At 65.8% G+C, this 20,135-nt stretch carries 23 protein-coding genes and 2 pseudogenes; 11 read left to right on the top strand and 14 right to left on the bottom strand.

Translation table 11 applies throughout. The features are described from left to right. Positions 1–150 (top strand): annotated as a pseudogene (locus VJV41_RS27925) (ribonuclease Z); the annotation flags it as partial. A 126-nt stretch (positions 151–276) separates the two neighbouring features. Here the strand turns inward: VJV41_RS27925 and VJV41_RS27920 are convergent. Then, positions 277–594, bottom strand: coding sequence for a hypothetical protein (locus VJV41_RS27920; RefSeq protein ID WP_325339330.1), 318 nt, complete (start codon positions 592–594; stop codon positions 277–279). Then, positions 591–1,292 (bottom strand): hypothetical protein, encoded by a 702-nt coding sequence (locus tag VJV41_RS27915; RefSeq protein ID WP_325339328.1) that lies wholly within the window; start codon positions 1,290–1,292, stop codon positions 591–593. The genes VJV41_RS27920 and VJV41_RS27915 overlap by 4 nt, the downstream gene beginning before the upstream one ends. Before the next feature lie 88 nt (positions 1,293–1,380). Between VJV41_RS27915 and VJV41_RS27910 the strand changes: the two genes are divergently transcribed. Next, a complete protein-coding gene (locus VJV41_RS27910; protein ID WP_325339326.1) occupies positions 1,381–1,863 on the top strand; it encodes a MarR family winged helix-turn-helix transcriptional regulator in 483 nt (160 codons plus the stop codon). 70 nt (positions 1,864–1,933) lie between these two features. Here the strand turns inward: VJV41_RS27910 and VJV41_RS27905 are convergent, their stop codons facing one another. From VJV41_RS27905 to VJV41_RS27890, 4 genes are all read right to left on the bottom strand, one after another. Beyond that, the gene (locus tag VJV41_RS27905; protein ID WP_325339324.1) at positions 1,934–2,788 is read right to left on the bottom strand and encodes a hypothetical protein; all 855 of its coding nucleotides are present in this window, start codon (positions 2,786–2,788) and stop codon (positions 1,934–1,936) included. Between the two features lie 108 nt (positions 2,789–2,896). Then, positions 2,897–3,736: a transglutaminase family protein gene (locus tag VJV41_RS27900; RefSeq protein ID WP_325339322.1), complete on the bottom strand. Its 840-nt coding sequence runs from the start codon at positions 3,734–3,736 to the stop codon at positions 2,897–2,899. Continuing rightward, the gene (locus VJV41_RS27895; protein ID WP_325339320.1) at positions 3,736–4,713 is read right to left on the bottom strand and encodes an alpha-E domain-containing protein; all 978 of its coding nucleotides are present in this window, start codon (positions 4,711–4,713) and stop codon (positions 3,736–3,738) included. The genes VJV41_RS27900 and VJV41_RS27895 overlap by 1 nt, the downstream gene beginning before the upstream one ends. Positions 4,714–4,727: 14 nt before the next feature. After that, positions 4,728–6,332, bottom strand: coding sequence for a circularly permuted type 2 ATP-grasp protein (locus VJV41_RS27890; RefSeq protein ID WP_414685075.1), 1,605 nt, complete (start codon positions 6,330–6,332; stop codon positions 4,728–4,730). Between the two features lie 234 nt (positions 6,333–6,566). On the opposite strand from VJV41_RS27890, the gene rpsT reads away from it, so the two are divergent. Next, positions 6,567–6,827, top strand: coding sequence for a 30S ribosomal protein S20 (gene rpsT, locus VJV41_RS27885; protein ID WP_325339318.1), 261 nt, complete (start codon positions 6,567–6,569; stop codon positions 6,825–6,827). Here the strand turns inward: rpsT and holA are convergent, their stop codons facing one another. The 3 genes from holA to VJV41_RS27870 are packed head-to-tail and all read right to left on the bottom strand — an operon-like array spanning position 6,828 to position 10,161. Further along, the gene (gene holA / locus VJV41_RS27880; protein WP_325339316.1) at positions 6,828–7,790 is read right to left on the bottom strand and encodes a DNA polymerase III subunit delta; all 963 of its coding nucleotides are present in this window, start codon (positions 7,788–7,790) and stop codon (positions 6,828–6,830) included. After that, complete coding sequence (locus tag VJV41_RS27875; protein WP_325339314.1) at positions 7,787–9,340, bottom strand: ComEC/Rec2 family competence protein; 1,554 nt, start codon at positions 9,338–9,340, stop codon at positions 7,787–7,789. Before VJV41_RS27875 ends, holA begins: the two co-directional genes overlap by 4 nt. Beyond that, entirely contained in the window at positions 9,337–10,161 is an 825-nt protein-coding gene (locus tag VJV41_RS27870; protein WP_325339312.1) for a ComEA family DNA-binding protein, read from the bottom strand. The genes VJV41_RS27875 and VJV41_RS27870 overlap by 4 nt, the downstream gene beginning before the upstream one ends. 132 nt (positions 10,162–10,293) lie before the next feature. On the opposite strand from VJV41_RS27870, the gene VJV41_RS27865 reads away from it, so the two are divergent. Continuing rightward, the gene (locus VJV41_RS27865) at positions 10,294–10,947 is read left to right on the top strand and encodes a hypothetical protein (RefSeq protein ID WP_325339332.1); all 654 of its coding nucleotides are present in this window, start codon (positions 10,294–10,296) and stop codon (positions 10,945–10,947) included. Here the strand turns inward: VJV41_RS27865 and VJV41_RS27860 are convergent. Beyond that, a complete protein-coding gene (locus VJV41_RS27860) occupies positions 10,833–12,026 on the bottom strand; it encodes a hypothetical protein (protein WP_325339310.1) in 1,194 nt (397 codons plus the stop codon). The two genes, VJV41_RS27865 and VJV41_RS27860, sit on opposite strands and share 115 nt — an antisense overlap. Before the next feature lie 69 nt (positions 12,027–12,095). Here VJV41_RS27860 and nthB point away from each other — a divergent pair, with 69 nt between their 5' ends. The 3 genes from nthB to VJV41_RS27845 are packed head-to-tail and all read left to right on the top strand — an operon-like array spanning position 12,096 to position 13,596. Continuing rightward, positions 12,096–12,725, top strand: coding sequence for a nitrile hydratase subunit beta (gene nthB, locus VJV41_RS27855; RefSeq protein ID WP_325339308.1), 630 nt, complete (start codon positions 12,096–12,098; stop codon positions 12,723–12,725). Continuing rightward, positions 12,722–13,315: a nitrile hydratase subunit alpha gene (gene nthA / locus VJV41_RS27850; RefSeq protein WP_325339306.1), complete on the top strand. Its 594-nt coding sequence runs from the start codon at positions 12,722–12,724 to the stop codon at positions 13,313–13,315. The genes nthB and nthA overlap by 4 nt, the downstream gene beginning before the upstream one ends. After that, a complete protein-coding gene (locus VJV41_RS27845; protein ID WP_325339304.1) occupies positions 13,312–13,596 on the top strand; it encodes a nitrile hydratase accessory protein in 285 nt (94 codons plus the stop codon). Before nthA ends, VJV41_RS27845 begins: the two co-directional genes overlap by 4 nt. 1 nt (position 13,597) lies before the next feature. On the opposite strand, the gene VJV41_RS27840 is transcribed toward VJV41_RS27845, so the two are convergent. From VJV41_RS27840 to VJV41_RS27825, 4 genes are read right to left on the bottom strand one after another with little or no spacing between them, the layout of a single operon-like run. Beyond that, positions 13,598–13,999, bottom strand: a complete 402-nt coding sequence (locus VJV41_RS27840) for a hypothetical protein (protein WP_325339302.1) — start codon at positions 13,997–13,999, stop codon at positions 13,598–13,600. A gap of 31 nt (positions 14,000–14,030) precedes the next feature. Then, a complete protein-coding gene (locus VJV41_RS27835) occupies positions 14,031–14,924 on the bottom strand; it encodes an SPFH domain-containing protein (protein WP_325339300.1) in 894 nt (297 codons plus the stop codon). Between the two features lie 51 nt (positions 14,925–14,975). Then, positions 14,976–15,401, bottom strand: coding sequence for a RidA family protein (locus tag VJV41_RS27830; protein WP_325339298.1), 426 nt, complete (start codon positions 15,399–15,401; stop codon positions 14,976–14,978). Further along, positions 15,398–16,456: an acetamidase/formamidase family protein gene (locus VJV41_RS27825; RefSeq protein ID WP_325339296.1), complete on the bottom strand. Its 1,059-nt coding sequence runs from the start codon at positions 16,454–16,456 to the stop codon at positions 15,398–15,400. The genes VJV41_RS27830 and VJV41_RS27825 overlap by 4 nt, the downstream gene beginning before the upstream one ends. Positions 16,457–16,666: 210 nt before the next feature. Between VJV41_RS27825 and VJV41_RS27820 the strand changes: the two genes are divergently transcribed. From VJV41_RS27820 to bphC, 4 genes and pseudogenes are all read left to right on the top strand, one after another. Then, positions 16,667–16,966, top strand: coding sequence for a hypothetical protein (locus VJV41_RS27820; RefSeq protein WP_325339294.1), 300 nt, complete (start codon positions 16,667–16,669; stop codon positions 16,964–16,966). Positions 16,967–17,041: 75 nt separating this feature from the next. Then, positions 17,042–17,906: pseudogene (locus VJV41_RS27815) on the top strand (alpha/beta fold hydrolase). A 49-nt stretch (positions 17,907–17,955) separates the two neighbouring features. Further along, on the top strand, positions 17,956–19,137 hold the full coding sequence (locus VJV41_RS27810; protein ID WP_325339292.1) for an acyl-CoA dehydrogenase family protein: 1,182 nt from the start codon (positions 17,956–17,958) through the stop codon (positions 19,135–19,137). Further along, positions 19,137–20,045: a biphenyl-2,3-diol 1,2-dioxygenase gene (bphC, locus tag VJV41_RS27805; protein WP_325339290.1), complete on the top strand. Its 909-nt coding sequence runs from the start codon at positions 19,137–19,139 to the stop codon at positions 20,043–20,045. The genes VJV41_RS27810 and bphC overlap by 1 nt, the downstream gene beginning before the upstream one ends. Positions 20,046–20,135: the final 90 nt, after the last annotated feature.

Below are 20,135 nucleotides of genomic sequence, written 5' to 3'. Positions count from 1 at the left end.
CTCACCCACTACGTGCCTGCGATCGTGCCGGGCCAAGAGGACGACTGGCGCGCGCTGGCAGCATCGGCGTTTGACCAGCAGATCGAACTCGGCGACGACCTGCACCGCGTCGAGGTTCACCCCGGCGTGGGCGCCAAGCCGCACAGCTGATCTGCTGCTGCCGCAACGCAATTGAGGTCTCCGTCGGAGAGCGGCCGGCCACGAGCGATCACCACGACGTGCTCGACCCCGAGCTCACCGAGCGCATGACAGCGGTCGACAAGCCCCTGCATCGATTCATCCGGTTCCAGCGCGGGTGACGGTTCGCTCGATTTCCTCAGCCGGTCCGCCGACGTCGGCGCAGTGGCGATCCAGCACGTCGAGCTGGTGCCGGACGGCGCGGCCGCCGTCGGGAATGTCGAAAAGGTTGCAGGCATCGGCATATTCGGCGACAAGGCGCAGCGTACGCCGTTCGCCCGTTCCACCGATCAGCACCGGCCGCCACGGTTTCGTGAGCGGGCGCGGAATGCTCACGCGGGCCATCATCGCAAGCCGGTCATCGATTCGATCGGGCCACGAGTAATTCGTCACGCTGACACTGAGTTTCATGTTCACGTCGTCACCTCCCGCCTGTTGTGCCGGCGCAGCGGCAGCATCACACCGGCGACGATCAGCCATACGAGTCCACTGAACCGAGCGACCGGCAACAGCGGCGATAGACCGGGCCAGATCAATGCCAGCATGGTCAATTCGGCCAGGCCGGCGATCACCAGGCCGGTCCACGCGACAGCTCTGGGTAGCAGGCCGACGATGAGGCTGGGCACGGCCATGCCGGCGATCAACAAGCCGAGCGTGACCACATGCCAGGGACCGCCGGTCAGGTAGACGAGGTAGTACAGCGCACGGACCAGCGGCACGTCGGAAGTGACCTCAGGGCGAGAGAGCGTCCAGGCCAGCAGGCCCGACAATCCCAGCCCGGCCGACGCCAGCAGACCTCCGGCGAGGGCGATCGTCGCCCCTGGTGCCGTGATGCCGAGCTGACGCAGGCGCGCGCTCGCCGTCGCGGCGTAGATCGCCAGCGGTATCGACGACGCGAACGTCGCGACTCCAATCGCCTGCGCCGCGCCGTGGTGGCCTGCGACGTAATCCTGGATTGCCGTTGCCGAGCCGTACGGAAGAGGCATGACGCCGGCGAGCGTGACTCCGATTGCGAGACCGGCGAGCAGCAGTACCAACGAGATGGCCGCAAGCAGCGCCAGCGGGGGCCCGCCCTGTGGGCGTCGACTGGTCGAGTCTGTCGGTGAATCGTTCATATTGTGAACGATATTCCTGTACGCGCTCGCTGACAAGAAGTTTCGACGGTTTCATCTCAGAATCGTTCACTGATGTTACGATCAGCGCATGTCAGCAGGCTCTAGGGACGGTGACGGCGTGGCGTTCTTGTTGTCTCAACTCGGCCACCATTCCGCCTCGGTGTTCACCGACCTGATCGCATCGATCGACCTGACCCCGCCGCACGCCGGCATCCTGCGCGCGATCGCGGCCGAGCCCGGCCGCAGCCAGCAGGCGCTCAGCGGGCAGCTTGGCCTGCTGCCCAGCCGCGTCGTCGCTTACGTCGACGAACTCGAGGGCCGCGGCTACGTCGAACGTCGCCGCAACCCCGACGACCGCCGGCTGCACGCGCTGTACCTGACCTCGTCGGGCAAGAAGTTGATGAGCAAGATCGGCGACCTGGGGCGTCAGCATGATCGGCTGCTCACCGCGGGCCTGGATGGTGAGCAGCGCGAAAATCTGCGCGAACTGCTGGCCATAGTGGCCGAGCACCAAGGACTCACACCGCACGTCCACCCGGGTTACCGCTCTCTGGGCCGCGTTAAGCCGTAACCGTTGCGACGAACGTTCGTTACCGCTCGACATTTCGCCAAGATGTCGAGCGGTAGGGAACGTTCGTCGGCTACACAGGGGCGCCGGCAGCCCGCAGCGCGGCTCGGGTACGCGCGACGATAATGTTCGGCCGGTACCGGACCATATCTGCGCTGACGCGGATGATCCGCCATCCCAGTGCCTCTAGCGTGGCGTGCGTATCGATGTCTTGCCTTCGTATCGCGGGATCAGTCCAGTGTTGGGCGCCGTCGTACTCGACGCCGACCATCCAGTCATCCCAGCCCATGTCGATGCGACGCACGAATTCGCCGAATCTGTCGAATACTTCGATCTGTGTCCGCTGTGGCCGTAGACCTGCGCTCGTCAGGATAAGCCGGGTGCGGGTCTCTTGCGGAGACTCCGCTCCATCGTCGGACAGTTCGATAGCTTCGCGCAACTGCACGATGCCGCGCGCGCCGCGATGGCGTTCGGCAAGCGCCTCGACATCTGGCGACTTGAGATTGGTCGCTTGCATCAACGCATCCAGCCGGATGACCGCGGTGGTCAGCCCGCGCCGTCGGCCAAGGTCGTACGCAGTGCGAGCAGGCGTGGTCGCCGGGACGCCGTTGGTAATGCACACTTCGTCATCGGCCAGCTTGTCGCTGTGCAACAAGATGCCATTCGTCTTGTGGCGATGCGGTTGGTTGAGCTCCGCGGGTAATTTCCTGTCAAGCCATAGCGTTCCATGCAGGGCAGCGGCGGACAGCCCCGCCGCGGTGGCCCGCCGTTCTGACCACAGCCACGCGGCGACTGCCCTGTCAACTGCGGTTAGTGCCTGCCCTTTGGGCACGTACACATTGCGATAGACGGCGACATAGCGGGTTGCAAGCTGATAGCGATTGACGACACCCGCCGCCAACGCTTCGCTGCCGATAAATGGAAGCATGGTGATAAGACGGGTTTAGCGCCGCACCCGTTCCATGCGGCGAACGTTCCTTACCGCACGAAGAATCGCCGGAATGTCGAGCGGTAAGGAACGTTCGGCGGGTAGGAGTTAAGCCAGCCGTGTGATCTCCACGACGACATCCAGATCTGTCGACCCTTCGCCCGAATAAATGCCCTTCAACGGGCTGACGTCCGAATAGTCGCGACCGACGCCGACGCTGACGTACTGCTCGTTGATCTCGGCATCGTTGGTGGGGTCGTAGTTCCACCAGCCACCGGTCCACGCCTGCACCCACGCATGGCTCTGGCCGTCGATGGTGTCGCCGACTTTCGCCTTGCCCTTGGGATGCAGATAGCCCGATACGTATCGCGCCGGAATTCCCATGCTGCGCAACAGGATAAGGGTCAAGTGGGCGAAATCCTGACAGACGCCCTTGCCTTCGCGGTGCGCATCAAGGCCGGACGAGTGGACGCCGGTCGTGCCAGCCACGTATTCCAGTTCACTGTGCACCCAATTCGCGGCCGCCGTGACGGCCTCCTGCGGGTCGTGGTACTTGGCGATGCGCTCCCCCACCCGACGGATTCGCTTGCTCTGCGGGGTGTAGTGCGTCGGACTGATCATCTCGTCGAACCGGTCGATGACCGCTTCAGAACGCAGGTCGTCCCAGCTGACCTTGTCCGTGGGCATTTCGCCCCTGTCGGTCTCGACAACCGACGATGAGGTGACCTCCAGCTCGGTGTGCGGAGCGTGCAAGTCGAAGGCGGTCACCGCGGTGCCCCAGTAGTCGACATAGCGATACGACCTTGTGGCAGGTACGGTTTCGACGCGGTTGAGAATGACGTTCTGCCGGCTGTCCGACCGCGGCGTGAGTCGAGCCTCGTTGAATGACGCAGTCACCGGCGACTTGTACGCGTATCCGGTCGAGTGCACCACCCGCAGCCGCCACATCAGACCTCACCTTCCTCGATGACGAGCGAACCATTGCGTCCGGCGTCGTGCCATGCCACCCACGGTGCAGAGTGAAAGTACTGTAGCGCCAATGCTTCTCCGACGTCATGGCAAGTCTGCTGAAGTCCGGCCAGCCGTTTCTCGAGCGATTCAAGCAGCACGCCGGGCCGCAGGAACTCCAGTTCGCTGCGGGCACGGCCCAGCAGCCGCTGCGCCTCCGCCGTAGCGCCGAGCCGGCTGTGCGGCCGGTTCATCAGCTCGTCGAGGCTGTGCTCGGCCAGGCGCAGCGAGTAGAAGATCGAGCGCGGGAAAAGCCGATCCAGCAACATGAATTCGACAACCCTGCCGGCGTCCAGCACGCCACGATAGGTGCGCAGATAGGTGTCGTGCGCGCCCGCGGATCGCAGCAGAGTCACCCACGCCGGTGACGATGCGCTGTCGCCGACGCGGGACAGCAGCAAGCGCACCGTCATGTCGACCCGCTCGATCGCGCGACCCAGCACCATGAACCGGTATCCGTCGTCGCGGCTCAGCGTCGAGTCGGCCAGCCCGGCGAACATCGCGGCCCGACCCTCGACGTACGACAGAAACTCGTGTGGGCCAAGCCGTTTGGCGGCACGTTCACGTTCGGCCAGCGCGTTGTACGTGGTGTTGAGGCACTCCCAGATCTCGGTCGAGGTCACTTCCCGTGCGCCGCGGGCGTTTTCGCGTGCGGATGAGATCGCATCGACGATCGAGAAGCCGCCGTCCAGGTCACGGCTGAACGCCACGATGTCGGTCAACGACCAGACGTCCAACTGCTGCGTGGGCGCTTGGATGCCCAGCACCTTCAGCAGTGTCCGCGACGCCTGGTCCGGGTCGACGCTGGAATCCTCGAGCAGCTGGTGCACCGTCACGTCGAGGATGCGGGCGGTGTCGTCGGCACGCTCGACGTACCGACCGATCCAGTAGAGCGATTCTGCATTGCGTGCCAACATCAGACCATCACCGCCTACTGCTGTTGTTGTTGCTGCTGGTTGCCGTTCATCGGCGGCAGCACCTGCGATTGCTGTTGTTGCTGTTGCTGCGAGGACCCGTCGGACTCGGTCTTCGGCGCCTTAGGCGCTTTGGGCAGCGACCGCACCACCTCGGCGGCGCCGAGCTCACGGTCGGCCACCGAGGCGCGCGACGCCAGCACCCAGGTGTCCTTCGAACCGCCGCCCTGGCTGGAGTTGACCACCAGCGAGCCCTCGGGCAACGCCACGCGGGTCAGCCCTCCCGGCAACACCCACACGTCGTCGCCATCGTTGACCGCGAACGGGCGCAGGTCGACATGGCGGGGCGCGAGGTTGTCGTCGATCTGCGTCGGCACCGTGGACAGCTGCACCACTGGCTGGGCGATCCACCCGCGCGGGTCGTTGCGGATCTTCTTGCTGATCGCGGCCAGCTCCTTCGCCGACGCGTCCGGACCGAACACGATGCCGTAGCCGCCGGAGCCCTCGACCGGCTTGATGACGAGCTCTTCGACGCGGTCGAGGACTTCTTCGCGTTCGTCGTCGAGCCAGCAGCGGTAGGTGTCGACGTTGGCCAGCTGCGGCTTCTCGCCGAGGTAGTACTCGATGATGGTCGGCACGTAGGTGTAGACGAGCTTGTCGTCGCCGACGCCGTTGCCCACTGCGCTGGAGATGACCACGTTTCCTGCGCGGGCGGCGTTGAGTAGCCCGGCCACGCCGAGCACCGAGTCCGGCCGGAACTGCATGGGATCGAGGAAGGCGTCGTCGATGCGGCGGTAGATGACGTCGACTTGGCGTTCGCCTTCGGTGGTGCGCATATAGACGGCGTTGTCACGGCAGAACAGGTCGCGGCCCTCGACGAGCTCCACGCCCATCTGGCGGGCCAGCAGCGAATGCTCGAAGTAAGCGGAGTTGTAAACCCCCGGCGTCAGGACCACGACGGTCGGGTCGGCAACGTTGTTTGCCGCCGCGTTGCGCAGCGCCCGGAGTAGATGCGAGGAGTAGTCGCCGACCGCGCGCACGCGATGGGTGGCGAACAGGTTCGGAAACACCCGCGCCATCGTGCGACGGTTCTCCATCACGTAGGACACGCCAGAGGGTGAGCGCAGATTGTCCTCGAGCACCCGGAAGTCGCCCTTTGCGTCGCGAACCAAGTCGATGCCGGCGACGTGGATGCGGACGCCGTTGGGCGGGACGATGCCTGCAGCCTCGCGGTGGAAGTGCTCGCACGACGTGACGAGCCGGCGCGGGATGACGCCGTCGCGCAGGATCTCCTGCTCGCCGTAGATGTCGTGCAGATACATCTCCAGGGCCTTGACCCGCTGGGTGATGCCGCGCTCGAGGCGCGTCCATTCGGCGGCGGAGATCACCCGCGGGACGAGATCCAGCGGAAACGGGCGTTCCTGGCCGGACAGCGAGAAGGTGATGCCCTGATCGATGAACGCCCGGCCGAGCGCGTCAGCGCGGGACTGCAGCTCAGACGCGTTCGACGGGGCAAGCTCGGCGAAGATGCCCTTGTACGGCCCGCGCACGTTGCCCTGGCCGTCGAACATCTCGTCGAAGGCCTGTGAATAGGTGCCCAGATTGTTGTAGCCGTCGAAGATGTCCTCGTACCGTTTACGCGTACGCGAGTTGGTGCGCGACGTGCGTGCGGTTTCGGTCGGCAGGGTGCGAAGGCTCACCCTGCAATGCTGCACCACCTGAGCCGTTTCGGCAGGCCAGTGGCGCTCGCTTTGGGAGATTCAGGGACGCGCTGGTAGCCTGAACAGTCGCTGCCCGCCGCCGGGCGCCACACAGACTTACCCAACCCAGTCGAGATTTGCGAAGGAATAACACGCGTGGCCAACATCAAGTCGCAGGAGAAGCGCAATCGCACCAACGAGCGCCGCAGACTGCGCAACAAGTCGGTGAAGTCGTCGCTTCACACGGCGGTCCGCGGGTTCCGGGAGGCCATCGAGGCCGGTGACAAGGACAAAGCCGCCGAATTGCTGTCGTCGACCAGCCGCAAGCTGGACAAGGCCGTCAGCAAGGGCGTGATCCACAAGAATCAGGCGGCCAACCGCAAATCGGGCCTGGCGGCCGCCCTCAACAAGCTCTGATCAGTCGGCTGCCAGCTCGGCAACCTTTCGCACCGCCGCCTCCAACGCGTAGTCCGCGTCGGCCGCCGCTCCTTTGACATCGGCATTCAAGGCGGCAACCACCCGCATCGCATCGGCCACCGACGCCCGCGACCAGCGTCGCGCCTGTTTCTGAGCCTTTTGCACCCGCCATGGCGGCATGCCGAGTTCGGCGGCGAGTCGGTACGGATCCCCTGACAATGGCCCAACCCGGGCGATGGTGTGGATGGCTTCGGCCAGGGCGTCGGCGAGCACCACCTGTGGCTCACCGCTCATCATCGCCCAGCGCAGCGCCTCCGCCGCGCCGGCGACGTCGCCCGTGACAGCCTTGTCGGCGATATCGAAGCCCTTCACCTCGGCCTTGCCGCAGTGGTAGCGGCGCACCGCGGCCGGGGTGACGTCTCCCCCGGTATCGGCGACCAACTGCGAGCAGGCGGCCGCGAGTTCGCGGATATCGGAGCCGATCGCGTCGAGCACGGCCGTGACAGTCTCGTCGCCGGCCTTGATCTTCAGCGCACGGAATTCGCGCCGCACGAAGTCGGCACGCTCGGAAGCCTTGGTGATGCGAGCACACGGATGCACCTGGGCGCCAAGGGCTTTCAATTGATCGGCCAGCGCTTTGGCGCGCCCGCCGCCGGAGTGCACGACGATCAGCACGGTGCCCGGCGGCAGGTCCGCCGCAGCGGTCGCGATCAGGGCCACGGCATCCTTACCTGCTTCGGCCGCAGCTTCGAGCACCACGACGCGTTCGTCGGCGAACAGCGACGGGCTCAGCAGCTCGGCCAGCTCGCTGGTGCTCACCTCACCGGCGCGCAACCGGTTGACCGGCACGTCGTCGGTACCGGCCTGCTTGCGCGCCTGCCGAAGTACGGCGGCGATCGCGCGCTCCACGAGTAGTTCTTCGTCTCCCAGCACCAGGTGCAGACCGGCGGCTTCTTGGCTCACACCCCGATCGTGTCATGCCCGCCCGACAGCCCGGACACCGTCCACGCCAGCAGACACACCACGACGCCGGCCGTCCCGACGCGGACCCACCGCCATTGCCACGACACGACTGCGGCCACGCCTGCGGCGGCAACGAGCGCCACTCCGACCAGCCCCGAGGGAACCGACACGGAGGCGCCCGGGACACCTGCAGCCCAGCGCGCCACCCGCAGCAGCCACCACAACTCCGGACCCGTGAACCGGATCAACAGCTGCGCGGCCGAGGGCCAGAGCGGACAAAGCGCCGCCGCCGCAGTGCCGACCACCGTGATCGGCGCGATCACCGCGGCGACCGCGAGGTTGGCCGCCACCGAGACCACGCTGAAGGTGCCCGACATCCCGGCCACAAGTGGTGCCGTTACGAGCTGTGCAGCGACGGCCACACTGACGGCGTCGGCCAGCGCTTTCGGCCAGCCATGAGCGACAAGGCGCCGCGACCAGACCGGTGCGATGACGACAAGGGCCGCAGTCGCCGATACCGACAGCGCGAAGCCGACGTCCACGGCTAGTTCGGGCGCCGCGATCATCAGCACGATCACGCTGGCCGACAACACCGGCAGCGCCTGGCGGCGGCGATGCGACACCACGGCCGCCAGCGTGATGGCACCCATCACGGCCGCGCGCAACACGCTGGCCGAAGGCTGCACCACGATGACGAAGGCCACCAGCGCGAAGGCGGCGAACACGATGGCCACCCGCGGTCCGACCAGCGCGGCCGTCAACAAGACGGCCCCGCAGACGATCGTGACGTTGGCACCCGACACCGCGGTGAGGTGCGTCAGACCCGATGCGCGGAACTCCGCGGTTGTCTGCGGCGTGACGGTCGAGGTGTCGCCGAGCACCAACGCGGGAAGCGTCGCGGCCTGGTCTGCGGGCAGTGCGGAACGTGCGGCCTCGGCGAAGCCGCGTCGGATGTGGTGCGCCACCCGGTCGATCGGCGATGCCTCCCCCAGTTTCGGCTCGCCGGTCGCCGACAACACCGCCACGGTGAGATCGCGTCGCGTTGGTCGGCTGATACGCGCGCGAAAGCTCGCCGGCCGTCCGGCGGTGACGTCCGCGAAGTCGCCTGCCCGCGTGAAAACAACTACACGGCCCGACATTTCATGCCCGTCGAGGCCCCGCAGCGAGCCACGAAACATCGCCCTGCCACCACCGAGTGAGCGAGGGCTTTCGCTCGGCGTGACCACGACGGCGGCGATCGTGCCGTTGCGGTCGGCAATCGGATGATCGCGCACCTCGGCGACACGGAGTCCGACCGCAACGGCGAAACCAGTGCCCACCACGCTGACAGCGATGACACCCGTTGCAAGCGCCCTGAGATCAATCCCAGACTCCTGCCTGGCATTACCCCACCACCCCAGCACGGCCGTGGCAACGATCGCCACGGCGAGGGCCGCAACAGAACCGGCTACGTGCCAGAGGATTCCAGCCGCTGTCACTGCCCAGCTCGTCAGCGCCGCGGGGACCAGTCGCAGGTCGAGCCGGGCGGTGCCGACGTTCACCGAGGTCATGCATGAACCAGAGCGCGCAGCTTCTCTAACCGCGCAGGGCCGATGCCGTCGACATCTCCGAGCTGATCGACGCTGGTGAAGCGCCCGTTGGCGTCGCGCCAGGCGACGATTGCCGCGGCGGTCACTGGCCCGATTCCCGGTAGCGTGTCGAGTTCTTCCACCGTCGCGGTGTTCAGATCCACCAAACCGCCTGCTGTAGGCGATTTTCCGGCGGTCGCCTGCGTCGCGGGGGGACTGGCCGCACTCGTCTCCGAGCTGCTGGAGCTGCCCATCGCAGCCGGCTGGCCTGGCGCTGCCGCGATGCCGACGATGATCTGCTCGCCGTCGTTGACGCGCCGGGCCATGTTCAGGCCAACCATATCGGCGCCGTCGAGCGCACCACCCGCAGCGTTGAGCGCATCGGCGATCCGCGCACCTGGCTCCAGCGTCACCAGTCCGGGCTTGTGCACCAGGCCGACCACGCTGACCACGACGGGCGCATCCGGCTTGGGCGGCGCGGAGCCCGGCGTCTGGCTGGCCGACGAAACCATCTGCACCGGTGGCAGTTTCGCCGACGTGACGGGCGGCGGCTTGTCGCGCATCAGCGTGAACACCGTCACCAGCACAGCAATGATGCCAACAACCGCCAGCGCGATGACACCGGCTCGACCCGGATCGGCCCGGATCGCAGCGACCCAGCTTGTCGTGCCACCCGATTTGGGGTCCGGCAGCCATCGCGACAACGAAGTATCGGGCTGCTCGTCGCCGTCACCGTCGGCGGCAGACTCACTTTCGCCGCCGAGACGACGCTGCAGCCGCTCGGCGGGTGGTTCGGTTCGCATGCGCCCAAAGTAGGTGCGAGGACAGACCTGACCGACCCGTGCGGCGAGGACATCGACGCGCCCTGTGGATCAAATGAGAACTGTGGACAACCCCGTTGTCTACGATGATTGGTTGTGGATCGTCGCATTCCGATGATCGCCGGCATCGCCTTTGCGGTGCTCTACGCCGCTGCACTACTTGCAGTTCCGATGCTTCCCGGCATCGACAAGCCCGGCTACGACATCGTCGCGCATGTCAACGAGCATTCGAGTGCGATGCGGATGCAGGCACTGTTGGTCGCGTTTGGGTCTCTGGCCCTGGTCGTGGTGCTCGGATACGCCCGTGATCGACTGACGGGCCCGTCGGGGTATGTGTTCACCATCGGCTCGGCCGTCGTGCTCGTCGAGGTCAGCATCGCAATGTGGTTCAACGCCGGCCTCGCGCTACATCCCGATCAGCTGGGATCGGCGACTGCACGCACCATCACCGACATCGCCACGATGTGGGGCCCGATCCTGACCCTTGCCGACATCATGGTAGCCGTACCAATCTTGTTGGCGGCCAACGAAGATCGATTCCCACGGTGGCTTGGGATCCTGGCCGCAGTATTCGCCGTCGAGCAGCTGATCGAGACGATCACGATCATCGGCCCTCCGGGCAGCTTCATCTCGCCCGGCGGCGCAATGAACATCTACCTCGGCGGACCGCTGTTCATCGTGTTCTTCTTGGCGCTCGGCGTTGCGCTGTCGTTGGATGAGCCGTCGGTCGATGCGACGGAGGCTGTGGGGGAAGCCGCCGACGATTGATCCTGTCCATCGCCGAGTGTGGGGTTATGACGCGGCTTTTGGCCAAGCGCGTGCTTCAATCCCACACTCGTCGCCTCTGCAGGGTCGTCATCTGATTTCACCTCAGTGCGGCTCGGACGAGCCGTTGGCGCGGCGGCCTCGACCTTGGGCACCTCGACCTTAGGCACCTCGACCTTAGGCACCTCGACCTTAGACACCTCGACCTTAGGCACCTCGGCCTTAGGCGCCTTGGGCGCCGTCGTCTTCGGCGTCGACGGGAACGGATCGGCCAAGGACTCGGAGATGTTGGTCACCGCAGTGTTTACCGCCGAGATGACGGGTGCGCTCGCCGTGGCGATGACCTGACCGGCCTGTGCGGCCCCGGCCGCCAGCGCCGCCACAGGATCGCCCGACCGCGCCAGTTCTTGGGCTGCGGCGTCCGCGACCTGCACGATGCCCGCCAGCAGCAGTTCGCCGGCCTGGAAGGCCACAGCCGTCGTCACATTGACCGCTTCGACAGAAATGACCTGCAGTATGTTTCGGGCGCCCGTCGGGGTCGTGGGCGGTCCCACCGGCTGATTGAGCGCGTTGAGAATGTTCGTGCGACCATTCTGGACGGCCTGCACGAACTCATCCGGCGTGAATACCGCGGCGCCGACGTTGAATGCCTCGACGATGGCGACGTCGAGCGCGTGAAACGCCTTCGGCACGACCAGAAACACGTCGTTGTTGATCAGCGGTGTCACGGCGGCGTTTGCCGGGCCGGTCACCGACGCCGCGGCCGCGCCGATCGCTTTGAACAGGTTGCCCGTCGACGCGAGCGAGCCCACGAACGTCGCCGGAGTCTGCGCCGCCGCGATCGGCACGGTGATCGCGCCCTGAACTGCGAATGGGCAAATCAGGCTGCAGTACTGAAACTGATTTCGAATGAACGCGAGCGGGATCGCACCGAGTTCTGGTGCGGCCGTCAACTGCACCTCGCGGGAAACGGTCGGCGGCGGGTGGGGCTCAGACGGCGGCGCGAGTGGAGCAACAGCGAGTGCGGCGATTCCCAACATCGCGACGCCTGCAATGACAGACGAACGGATATGCGCGCGCATTCAATACACACGATCCGGATGGTCGAAAAGTTCGAAGCTCAAGGATTCGATCGCCGTAGGATTCCAGGCGTGGACGGCGTGCACGACCTCGGCGGCCTCGACGGCTTCGGCCCGGTCGAGCACACGGACGCCGAGCCATACTTCGAGCAGGATTGGGAGCGGCGCGCCTTCCGGCTGATGATGGGTCTGATCGCCACGCAGGGCATCCCGGGCGGACGGTTCCGGCACTCGATCGAACGCATGGCGCCCGAGCACTACCTATCGTCGTCGTACTACGAACACTGGCTGACCGGTGCCGCGACGATGGCAGTCGAATCGGGATTCACCACGACGGACGAACTCGAGCGCCGTGCCTGCGGGCGCTTTCCGCTGTCTCAGGCCGATCGCGGTGTACTGCCCGACGACCTCACCCCACACACCGAGCCGCGCTATTCGGTCGGCGACGAAGTTCGCGTCCGCGAACGTCATCCACCGGGGCACACCCGCGCCCCGCGCTATGTGCAGGGCAAGCGCGGCACCGTCGTGCGGGTCGACGGCGCGCACAATATCGACGACATCGAAGCCCACGGCGGCCCAGCCGTCGCTGACCCTCTCTATTCCGTTCGCTTCACCTCGCGCCAATTGTGGGGCGAAGCCGGAGCCGACGGCGAAGTCATGCACGTCGACCTGTTCGAGCGCTACCTCGAGGACCCGCAATGACCGCTGACCACCATCACCCAGCCGACTTGGCGCCGGTCGAAGCCCGGGTCGCCGCTATCGAGTCGGTGCTCGTCGAAAAGGGCATCCTCGACACCGACGCCCTCGACCAGATCGTCCAGCACTTCGAAGACAACCTCGGCCCGATGAACGGCGCCAAGGTGGTCGCGCGGGCATGGATCGATCCGGCGTACAAGCAGCGACTCCTGTCGGACGGCACCGCCGCGATCGCCGAATTCGGCTTCCAAGGCCCCGAAGGCGCGTACATAGTCGCCCTCGAGAACACCCCACAGGTCCACAACTTGGTGGTGTGCACGCTGTGCTCGTGCTACCCATGGCCGATTCTGGGGTTGCCGCCGAAGTGGTACAAGGCGCCGGCATACCGTTCGCGCGCCGTGCGCGAACCCCGCAAGCTGCTGGCCGAGATGGGCACCGTCATCCCAGACGACGTCGAGATCCGCGTGTGGGACTCCAGCGCGGAGGCGCGTTATCTCGTGTTGCCGATGCGCCCGGACCGCACGGCGGACTTGTCCGAGGAGCAGCTGGCGGGAATCGTCACTCGCGACTCGATGATCGGTGTGGCCCGGCTATGAGCGGCCTCGACGACGAGTCGCTCCCCCGCGACAACGGCGAACTGGTCTTCGAATCACCTTGGGAAGCACGCGCTTTGGTGATCGCCGTCGCCCTTGTCGACAAGCTCGGATTGCCGTGGGACGCGTTTCGCCGTCGCCTGATGGACGAGATCGCCAAGGACCCACAGCGGGCCTACTACGAAAGTTGGGGCGCGGCACTGGAGTCCATGATCATCGACCTGGAGCTGACGACGCCCGCGGCGCTCGATGCAGCCGCACCTAATGAACGGGCCCCGCTCTAGGTCATTGACCGTGTACACCCAAAAACACGATCCGCGGACCGGCAACGTCATCCGTAATGAGATAACTAATCGTCGGACAATCGATTTCGTGACCATCGACATTGCGACGGGACAACGTGCACCTATAAATCGCCGACGCGGAATTGAAAACCGTCACTTCCGAATGCAGCACGTCGCTGTGGTCGAAGCCGAGCGCCCGTAGTCCATCGACCTGGCTTTGAATCACCGCCGCGGCTTCGTCATCGGTCATGAGCGTGACGAGCCCCTCCTCACTCGTGAGGATCATCGGCACACCGAAATGGGCGAGCAACGAGGCCATGTCGCCTTCGCCCCTAGCGCACGCCGCGAAGGCGCCGAGGTAGCCGTCGACCCAGCGACTGACCGCATCCGCATGCAGGGACATGGCGTGATCATGCCCCAAACATTTGCCGACTCTAGGCGTTCTGGCCGGAACGTCCCTTCAGCGGCTCCTCGAGCGAGATACCGCGGGCGTCGTCGGGCACCTTGGGCGCCGCTAGCTGCGGCATGTCCCCGTTGGCGGAGGCGGTGGCCTCGTCCTCCCGTTCGGGTGTCGAGCGTTCGAGGAACCGCAGCAGCTCTACAGGGAAGGGCAGGATAAGCGTCGAGTTCTTCTCCGCCGCAACCTCGACGACGGTCTGCAGTAACCGCAGCTGAAGCGCCGCGGGATCGACGGACATGACCTGGGCGGCCTGGGCGAGCTTCTCGGACGCCTGCAGTTCGCCGTCGGCCGTGATGACGCGGGCCCGCCGCTCCCGCTCGGCTTCGGCCTGCCGGGCGATCGACCGTTTCATCGAGTCGGGCAACACGACGTCCTTGATCTCGACGCGGTCGATGTGGATGCCCCAACCCAGTGCGGGGCTGTCAATCAGCAGCTCCAGGCCCTGGTTGAGCCGCTCACGGTTGGACAGCAGGTCGTCGAGGTTGCTCTTGCCGATGATCGAGCGCAGGGACGTCTGCGCGACCTGGGCGATCGCGGACATATAGTCCTGCACGTCAACCGCGGCTCGGACCGGGTCCTCCACCTTGAAGTAGATGACGGCGTCCACCCGCACCGTCACGTTGTCGCAGGTGATGCCGTCCTGGCCGGGCACCGGCAAGGTGATGATCTGCATGTTCACCTTTTGCAGGCGGTCGGCGATCGGGATCAACATCGTCAGTCCCGGCGGCCGGACGCGACTCTGCACGCGCCCGAAGCGGTAGACGACGCCCCGTTCGAACTGCTTGATCACGCGGATGTTCTGCAGTGCCAGCCAGAGAACGCCGAGAGCGGCGGTTCCGGCCACGGCGAGTGAGTAGAGGATGCTCATGGTGTCCTCCTCGGCGGACCAACCCACGACAGCCGTTCGGCCCCGTGGGCCTCATGATCTGATTGTGGTCCTCCAGCCGTCGCTTCGCCAGCACACCCAGTCGATTTCGACACAGGCGCCGACCGCGAGACCCGTGACGCCGACACACGTGCGTGACGGCAGCCGATCGGGAAACCAGGCTGCGTAGGCGGTGTTGAACGGGTCGTAGTCGGCCCAGTCGGTCAGGTATGCGCGGACCGAGACGACATCGGGCAGCACCCCGCCGCACAACTCGGTGACCCGCAGCAGGTTCCGCATCACCTGGTCGGTTTGCGTCGCGATGTCGTCGCCGACCACGGCGCCGGTGACGTCGGTCGGCATCTGGCCGGTCACGTACAGCGTGGGTCCGGCGGCGGTGGCATGGGCGAACGGCGCAACAGCCGGCGGGACACCGTCGGCCGGAGTGAAGGTGAATGCACGAATGCCGTTGCCGCTCAAGCCGATATACCAGTCCAATGTGGGAAGCAGCGCTTGTCGATGCGGCCGTGCACACCTTGACGCCGATCGACGACCTGCGTGACGGTGAAGTCGGCGGCGACGGACATGAACGAGTAGGCGTCGGCCCGGGAAAGGCCGAACTGGCTCTGCAGGATGGCATGCGTGCGGAGGGCGGCAGCTCTCATCGCGTCGTCGAGTGTGTCGCCGAATCCGTGTACCAGCAGCTCGGTGGCGGTCTCCAGGACCGGCACGGTGAACGGCAGATCGCGGCGGATCGTCAAGCGCAGCAAGCCGTTCAGCGACGACTCGAGCGCCGTGCCGCTGATTTCACCGTCGCCCTGGGAGACGTGCGGATCGCCGACCGACAGCAGCGCACCGGGCACCTGAACCGGGTAATACATCGTTCCGCCGGCGCCGATGCGCCAGTTGTCGACGTTGCCGCCGTGATCACCAGGGGGCACCGACGAGACCCGCTCAGGTTCAGCCGGTGCCACGCCCATGGTGCCGAAGTGCGGGCGCAGCGGAACGACCACGCCGGGCAGCGCTGGTTCACGGGCGCCCAGGTCGGGGCCGACGATCGTCCCGGGTTGATCGGCCAGCGGGGTCGCCGTCCAGTCATAGCCGAACAGGGCACGGCCAAGGCTGGCTCCGGCGTCGAGCTCGTAGATGGTTACGCGCTCGACGGGTATCTCGCCGTACAGATAGCCCCAACGCGCGGCCAGGTTGGAGCCGTACGGCAGCCGCGGCGTGGCCTCGAGAATGTCGACCTGCAGCACATCTCCGGGGCGGGCGCCCTCCACCGCGATCGGCCCGGTGAGCAAGTGCGGGCCCGGGCCGCGATCGTCGACCCGGTCGAAGACGTCGATGATCCCCGCATCCATCAACAAGTCGGGCGCATCTCCTGCGTGGTGGGTCAGCGTCTCGATCACGACCAAATCCCCAGAGGAGACGGTGAGCGCCGGCTCCAGTCGAGGGTCGAAGTAGCCCCAGTGCACGGTCGAGGGTGTGGCCGGCAACCGATGCACGGTCGGCGAATCTATGACGGAGAGCACCATCGGACGATCATGCCAGCGATCGATGATGCCGTCGCGCCGAGATGAGGCGGCTGTCAACAGATTTAATCCTGCCAACAGCCGATCAAATACTGCCAATGGAATGAAACCGGCGATCTTGGCGGTTAAACAAGACAGCTGCAGCGAACCGAACCGCGACAGTATGCCACGGCTCGAAACCAGAAGAAGACGAAAAGAAGAGGGCACCGACAAATGAAGAAGTTCGGATTCGCAACCATACTTGCCGGCGGGCTGACCGCCGCGGTGGTTGGCTTGGCGGCACCCGTCAGCGCCGCCCCGACTGGTCCTGGCAACGCCCAGAACACCATCAGCCAACTGCAGGCTGACGGCTACAACGTCATCGTGAACCACATCGGCTCGACCCCCTTGGATCAGGCCACCGTGGTCGCGGTACGGCCCGGTCAGACCTACAGCCGGACCGACTCGGGCACACCGGGTGACAGCTTTGGAACCACTGTCACCGACAAGACGGTCTACGTCGACGTCAAGTAAGACCGCCGAAAGCGCAAGGGGCGCCCTCACAAGGGGCGCCCCTTCGTCGTCCAGCCCGTGTGCCACGATGCGGTGATGGCACAGGAACTGACCTACGATGGCACGCTTCGCGAGATGTCCACCGACGCCGGCGTTCTCCGCTATCACGAGGCTGGCAAGGGCTCACCCCTGTTGTTCCTGCATGGCTCCGGCCCCGGAGTCACGGGCTGGCGGAACTTCCGCGGCATCCTCGGCGCCTTCGCCGAGCATTTCCATTGCCTCATATTGGAATTCCCCGGTTTCGGTGTGAGCGACGACTTCGGCGGTCATCCCACGGTGACCGCATACGGTGCCGTGGGCACCTTTGTCGAGTCGATGGGCCTCGACTCTGTTGACATCATCGGCAATTCAATGGGTGGCGGTGTAGGCATCAACTACGCGATCCGTCAGCCGGCCAAGGTTCGACGCCTCGTCACCATCGGCGGAATCGGTACCATCATCTTCACGCCGGGCCCGAGCGAAGGCATCCGGCTCCTGCAGGAGTTCACCGAGAACCCGACTCGTCAGCGGCTGATCGACTGGCTGCATTCGATGGTCTACGACCCGGCGCTGGTCACCGATGAATTGATCGAGGAACGCTGGGCGTTGGCGACCGATCCGCCGACGCTGGAGAGCGCCCGTCGCATGTACGGCAAGGCGGCGTTCGGCCAGATGATGGCGACCATGCGTGCGTCGGACGCGCCGATGCCGTGGGCGATGATGCACAAGATAGCGGCGCCGACGCTTCTGACCCTGGGGACGCGATGACAGGGTGAGCCCGCTGGACATGGCGTTGATCCCGATGCGCACCATTCCCAACGCCGAGCTGCACGTGTTCCCCAATTGCGGGCACTGGGCGATGATCGAGGCCAAGGGCGCGTTCGAAGACACCGTGCTGAGCTTTCTGCTCCGACGCGGCTGACGGCCGCGATTCCGTTCCACTGATCGAGACCGCACGCCATGATGGCTTCATGGCCGAACGGGTTCTCGACAAAGTGATGGCGATCGCTGACCAGCTGCGCGAGCGAGCGTGGGAGGCGGAGCGGCTCGGTCAGCTGCCCGACGAGACGGTCAAAGACCTCAAGTCCGTCGGCGCAATCAGGCTGCTACAACCCAAGCAGTACAACGGCTTCGAGGTACACCCGCGGGAGTTCGCGGAGACCGTCATGGCAGTCGCATCGCTGGACCCTGCATCAGGCTGGATCTGCGGTGTCGTCGGCGTGCACCCATACCAGCTCGCGTATGCCGATCCGCGGGTGGCCGAGGAAATCTGGGGCACCGACACTGACACCTGGGTGGCTTCCCCCTACGCGCCGCAAGGTGTGGCCAAGCCGGTTGACGGCGGCTACCTATTCAACGGCCGCTGGCAGTTCAGCTCAGGGACCGATGCGTGCGAATGGATCTTCTTGGGCGCCATGGTCGGTGATGCCGATGGCAAGCCCCTCATGCCGCCGCAGATGCTTCACATGATCCTGCCACGCAAGGACTACGAGATCGTCGAGGACTCCTGGAATGTGGTGGGCCTGAGGGGAACCGGCTCCAAAGACATTATCGTGCGCGACGCCTTCGTTCCGGACTACCGCGTCATGAACGCCACCGAGGTGATGGACGGCACCGCTCAGCGTAAGGCGGGCATGACCGAGACGCTGTACCTGATGCCGTGGTCGACGATGTTCCCGCTGGGCATCACGTCGGCGGTGATCGGGATCTGCGAGGGCGCGCTGGCCGCACACCTCGACTATCAACGCGACCGCGTCGGCGCGGCGGGGACCGCGATCAAAGACGACCCGTACGTCATGTACGCAATCGGCGAAGCGGCGGCCGATATCAACGCCGCCCGGCAGGAACTGCTCGCCAACGTCGACCGGATCTACGAGATCGTGGATTCCGGCGATGAGGTGTCATTCGCGGACCGGGCCGCCGGCCGTCGCACGCAGGTGCGTTCGGCGTGGCGTGCCGTGATGGCCGTCGACCAGATCTTCTCGCGCTCGGGCGGCAATGCGCTCCGGATGGATAAGCCGTTGCAGCGGTATTGGCGCGACGCGCACGCCGGGCTGGCACACGCGATCCATGTGCCCGGCACCACCTTCCACTCCTCCGCACTCAGCTCGCTCGGCGTCGAGCCCGAGGGTCTGCTGCGGGCGATGATCTGATGAGCGATATCAAAAGCCTCGGATACGTCACGGTCCAGACCAACGACATCGACCGCTGGCGCACCTTCGCGTTCGACGTGCTCGGGTTCGCGCAGGGATCCGGTTCCGACGCGTCGGCCCTTTACCTCCGCATGGACGAACGCGCTGCCAGGATCGTCGTGGTTCCCGGCGCAACCGACGCGGTCGTCACCGTCGGATGGGAGGTGCGCGACCGGCCGGCGTTACTTCGCGTCCAGGAGAAGCTGCAGTCCGCGGGTGTCGGCGTCAGGCCGCTGCCGCAGGAAGAGGCCGATTCCCGACGGGTCGAAGAAGCGATCACCTTTCGCGACCCCGCCGGCACCACGATCGAGGTGTTCCACGGCGCCGTCCTCGACCACAGCCCCGTCGTCACGCCCTTCGGCGCCCGGTTCGTCACCGGCGCACAGGGATTGGGACATGTGGTGTTGCCCGCAACGGACCCCAACGGCACCTTCACTTTCTACACCGACGTGTTGGGTTTTCTGTCCCGCGGCGCGTGGCGTGTACCGGCGCCACCCGAATTCGGGCCCGTGCGAATCAGATTCCTCGGCGTCAACGAGCGACACCACAGCCTGGCGATCGTTCCGTCCATGCATGACGGTGCTCCAGGGCTCATCCACATCATGGTGGAAGTCGACAGCCTCGACGCGGTCGGCACGGCACTGGACCGGGTGAACGCCGAAAGCTTCCAGCTGTCGTCGACGCTGGGCAGGCACACCAACGACAAGATGGTGTCGTTCTATGTGCGCGCACCGGGCGGATGGGACATCGAATTCGGCACCGACGGAATGCGCGTCGACGAAACGTACTACACCGCAGAGGAAATCACGGCCGACTCCTACTGGGGCCACCAGTGGACGGGCGAGTTGCCGGTGGCGATGCGCCCGTGAACGGCGACGTCGTGACCGCCGGGTACGGCATTGCGGGCGTCGCTGCCGCGTCGGGCGGTCAGCAGCCAAGGGCTGACAACTCGCATCGAC

Source organism: Mycobacterium sp., from assembly GCF_035274705.1.
Classification (GTDB): Bacteria; Actinomycetota; Actinomycetes; order Mycobacteriales; family Mycobacteriaceae; genus Mycobacterium.
The sequence above is the reverse complement of the archived record's forward strand: the minus strand, read 5'-3'. Positions and strand labels throughout refer to the sequence as shown.

Bases quoted from the DNA above. Each gene is read 5' to 3' on its own strand.
- VJV41_RS27845 (WP_325339304.1), top strand. From the start codon at position 13,312: ATGAGCGGCCTCGACGACGAGTCGCTCCCCCGCGACAACGGCGAACTG.
- VJV41_RS27910 (WP_325339326.1), top strand. From the start codon at position 1,381: ATGTCAGCAGGCTCTAGGGACGGTGACGGCGTGGCGTTCTTGTTGTCT.
- VJV41_RS27860 (WP_325339310.1), bottom strand. From the start codon at position 12,026: ATGCGCGCGCATATCCGTTCGTCTGTCATTGCAGGCGTCGCGATGTTG.
- VJV41_RS27905 (WP_325339324.1), bottom strand. From the start codon at position 2,788: ATGCTTCCATTTATCGGCAGCGAAGCGTTGGCGGCGGGTGTCGTCAAT.
- VJV41_RS27810 (WP_325339292.1), top strand. From the start codon at position 17,956: ATGGCCGAACGGGTTCTCGACAAAGTGATGGCGATCGCTGACCAGCTG.
- VJV41_RS27865 (WP_325339332.1), top strand. From the start codon at position 10,294: ATGATCGCCGGCATCGCCTTTGCGGTGCTCTACGCCGCTGCACTACTT.
- VJV41_RS27900 (WP_325339322.1), bottom strand. From the start codon at position 3,736: ATGTGGCGGCTGCGGGTGGTGCACTCGACCGGATACGCGTACAAGTCG.
- VJV41_RS27875 (WP_325339314.1), bottom strand. From the start codon at position 9,340: ATGACCTCGGTGAACGTCGGCACCGCCCGGCTCGACCTGCGACTGGTC.
- VJV41_RS27835 (WP_325339300.1), bottom strand. From the start codon at position 14,924: ATGAGCATCCTCTACTCACTCGCCGTGGCCGGAACCGCCGCTCTCGGC.
- VJV41_RS27840 (WP_325339302.1), bottom strand. From the start codon at position 13,999: ATGTCCCTGCATGCGGATGCGGTCAGTCGCTGGGTCGACGGCTACCTC.
- bphC (WP_325339290.1), top strand. From the start codon at position 19,137: ATGAGCGATATCAAAAGCCTCGGATACGTCACGGTCCAGACCAACGAC.
- VJV41_RS27825 (WP_325339296.1), bottom strand. From the start codon at position 16,456: ATGGTGCTCTCCGTCATAGATTCGCCGACCGTGCATCGGTTGCCGGCC.
- VJV41_RS27820 (WP_325339294.1), top strand. From the start codon at position 16,667: ATGAAGAAGTTCGGATTCGCAACCATACTTGCCGGCGGGCTGACCGCC.
- VJV41_RS27895 (WP_325339320.1), bottom strand. From the start codon at position 4,713: ATGTTGGCACGCAATGCAGAATCGCTCTACTGGATCGGTCGGTACGTC.
- VJV41_RS27870 (WP_325339312.1), bottom strand. From the start codon at position 10,161: ATGCGAACCGAACCACCCGCCGAGCGGCTGCAGCGTCGTCTCGGCGGC.
- VJV41_RS27915 (WP_325339328.1), bottom strand. From the start codon at position 1,292: ATGAACGATTCACCGACAGACTCGACCAGTCGACGCCCACAGGGCGGG.
- nthA (WP_325339306.1), top strand. From the start codon at position 12,722: ATGACCGCTGACCACCATCACCCAGCCGACTTGGCGCCGGTCGAAGCC.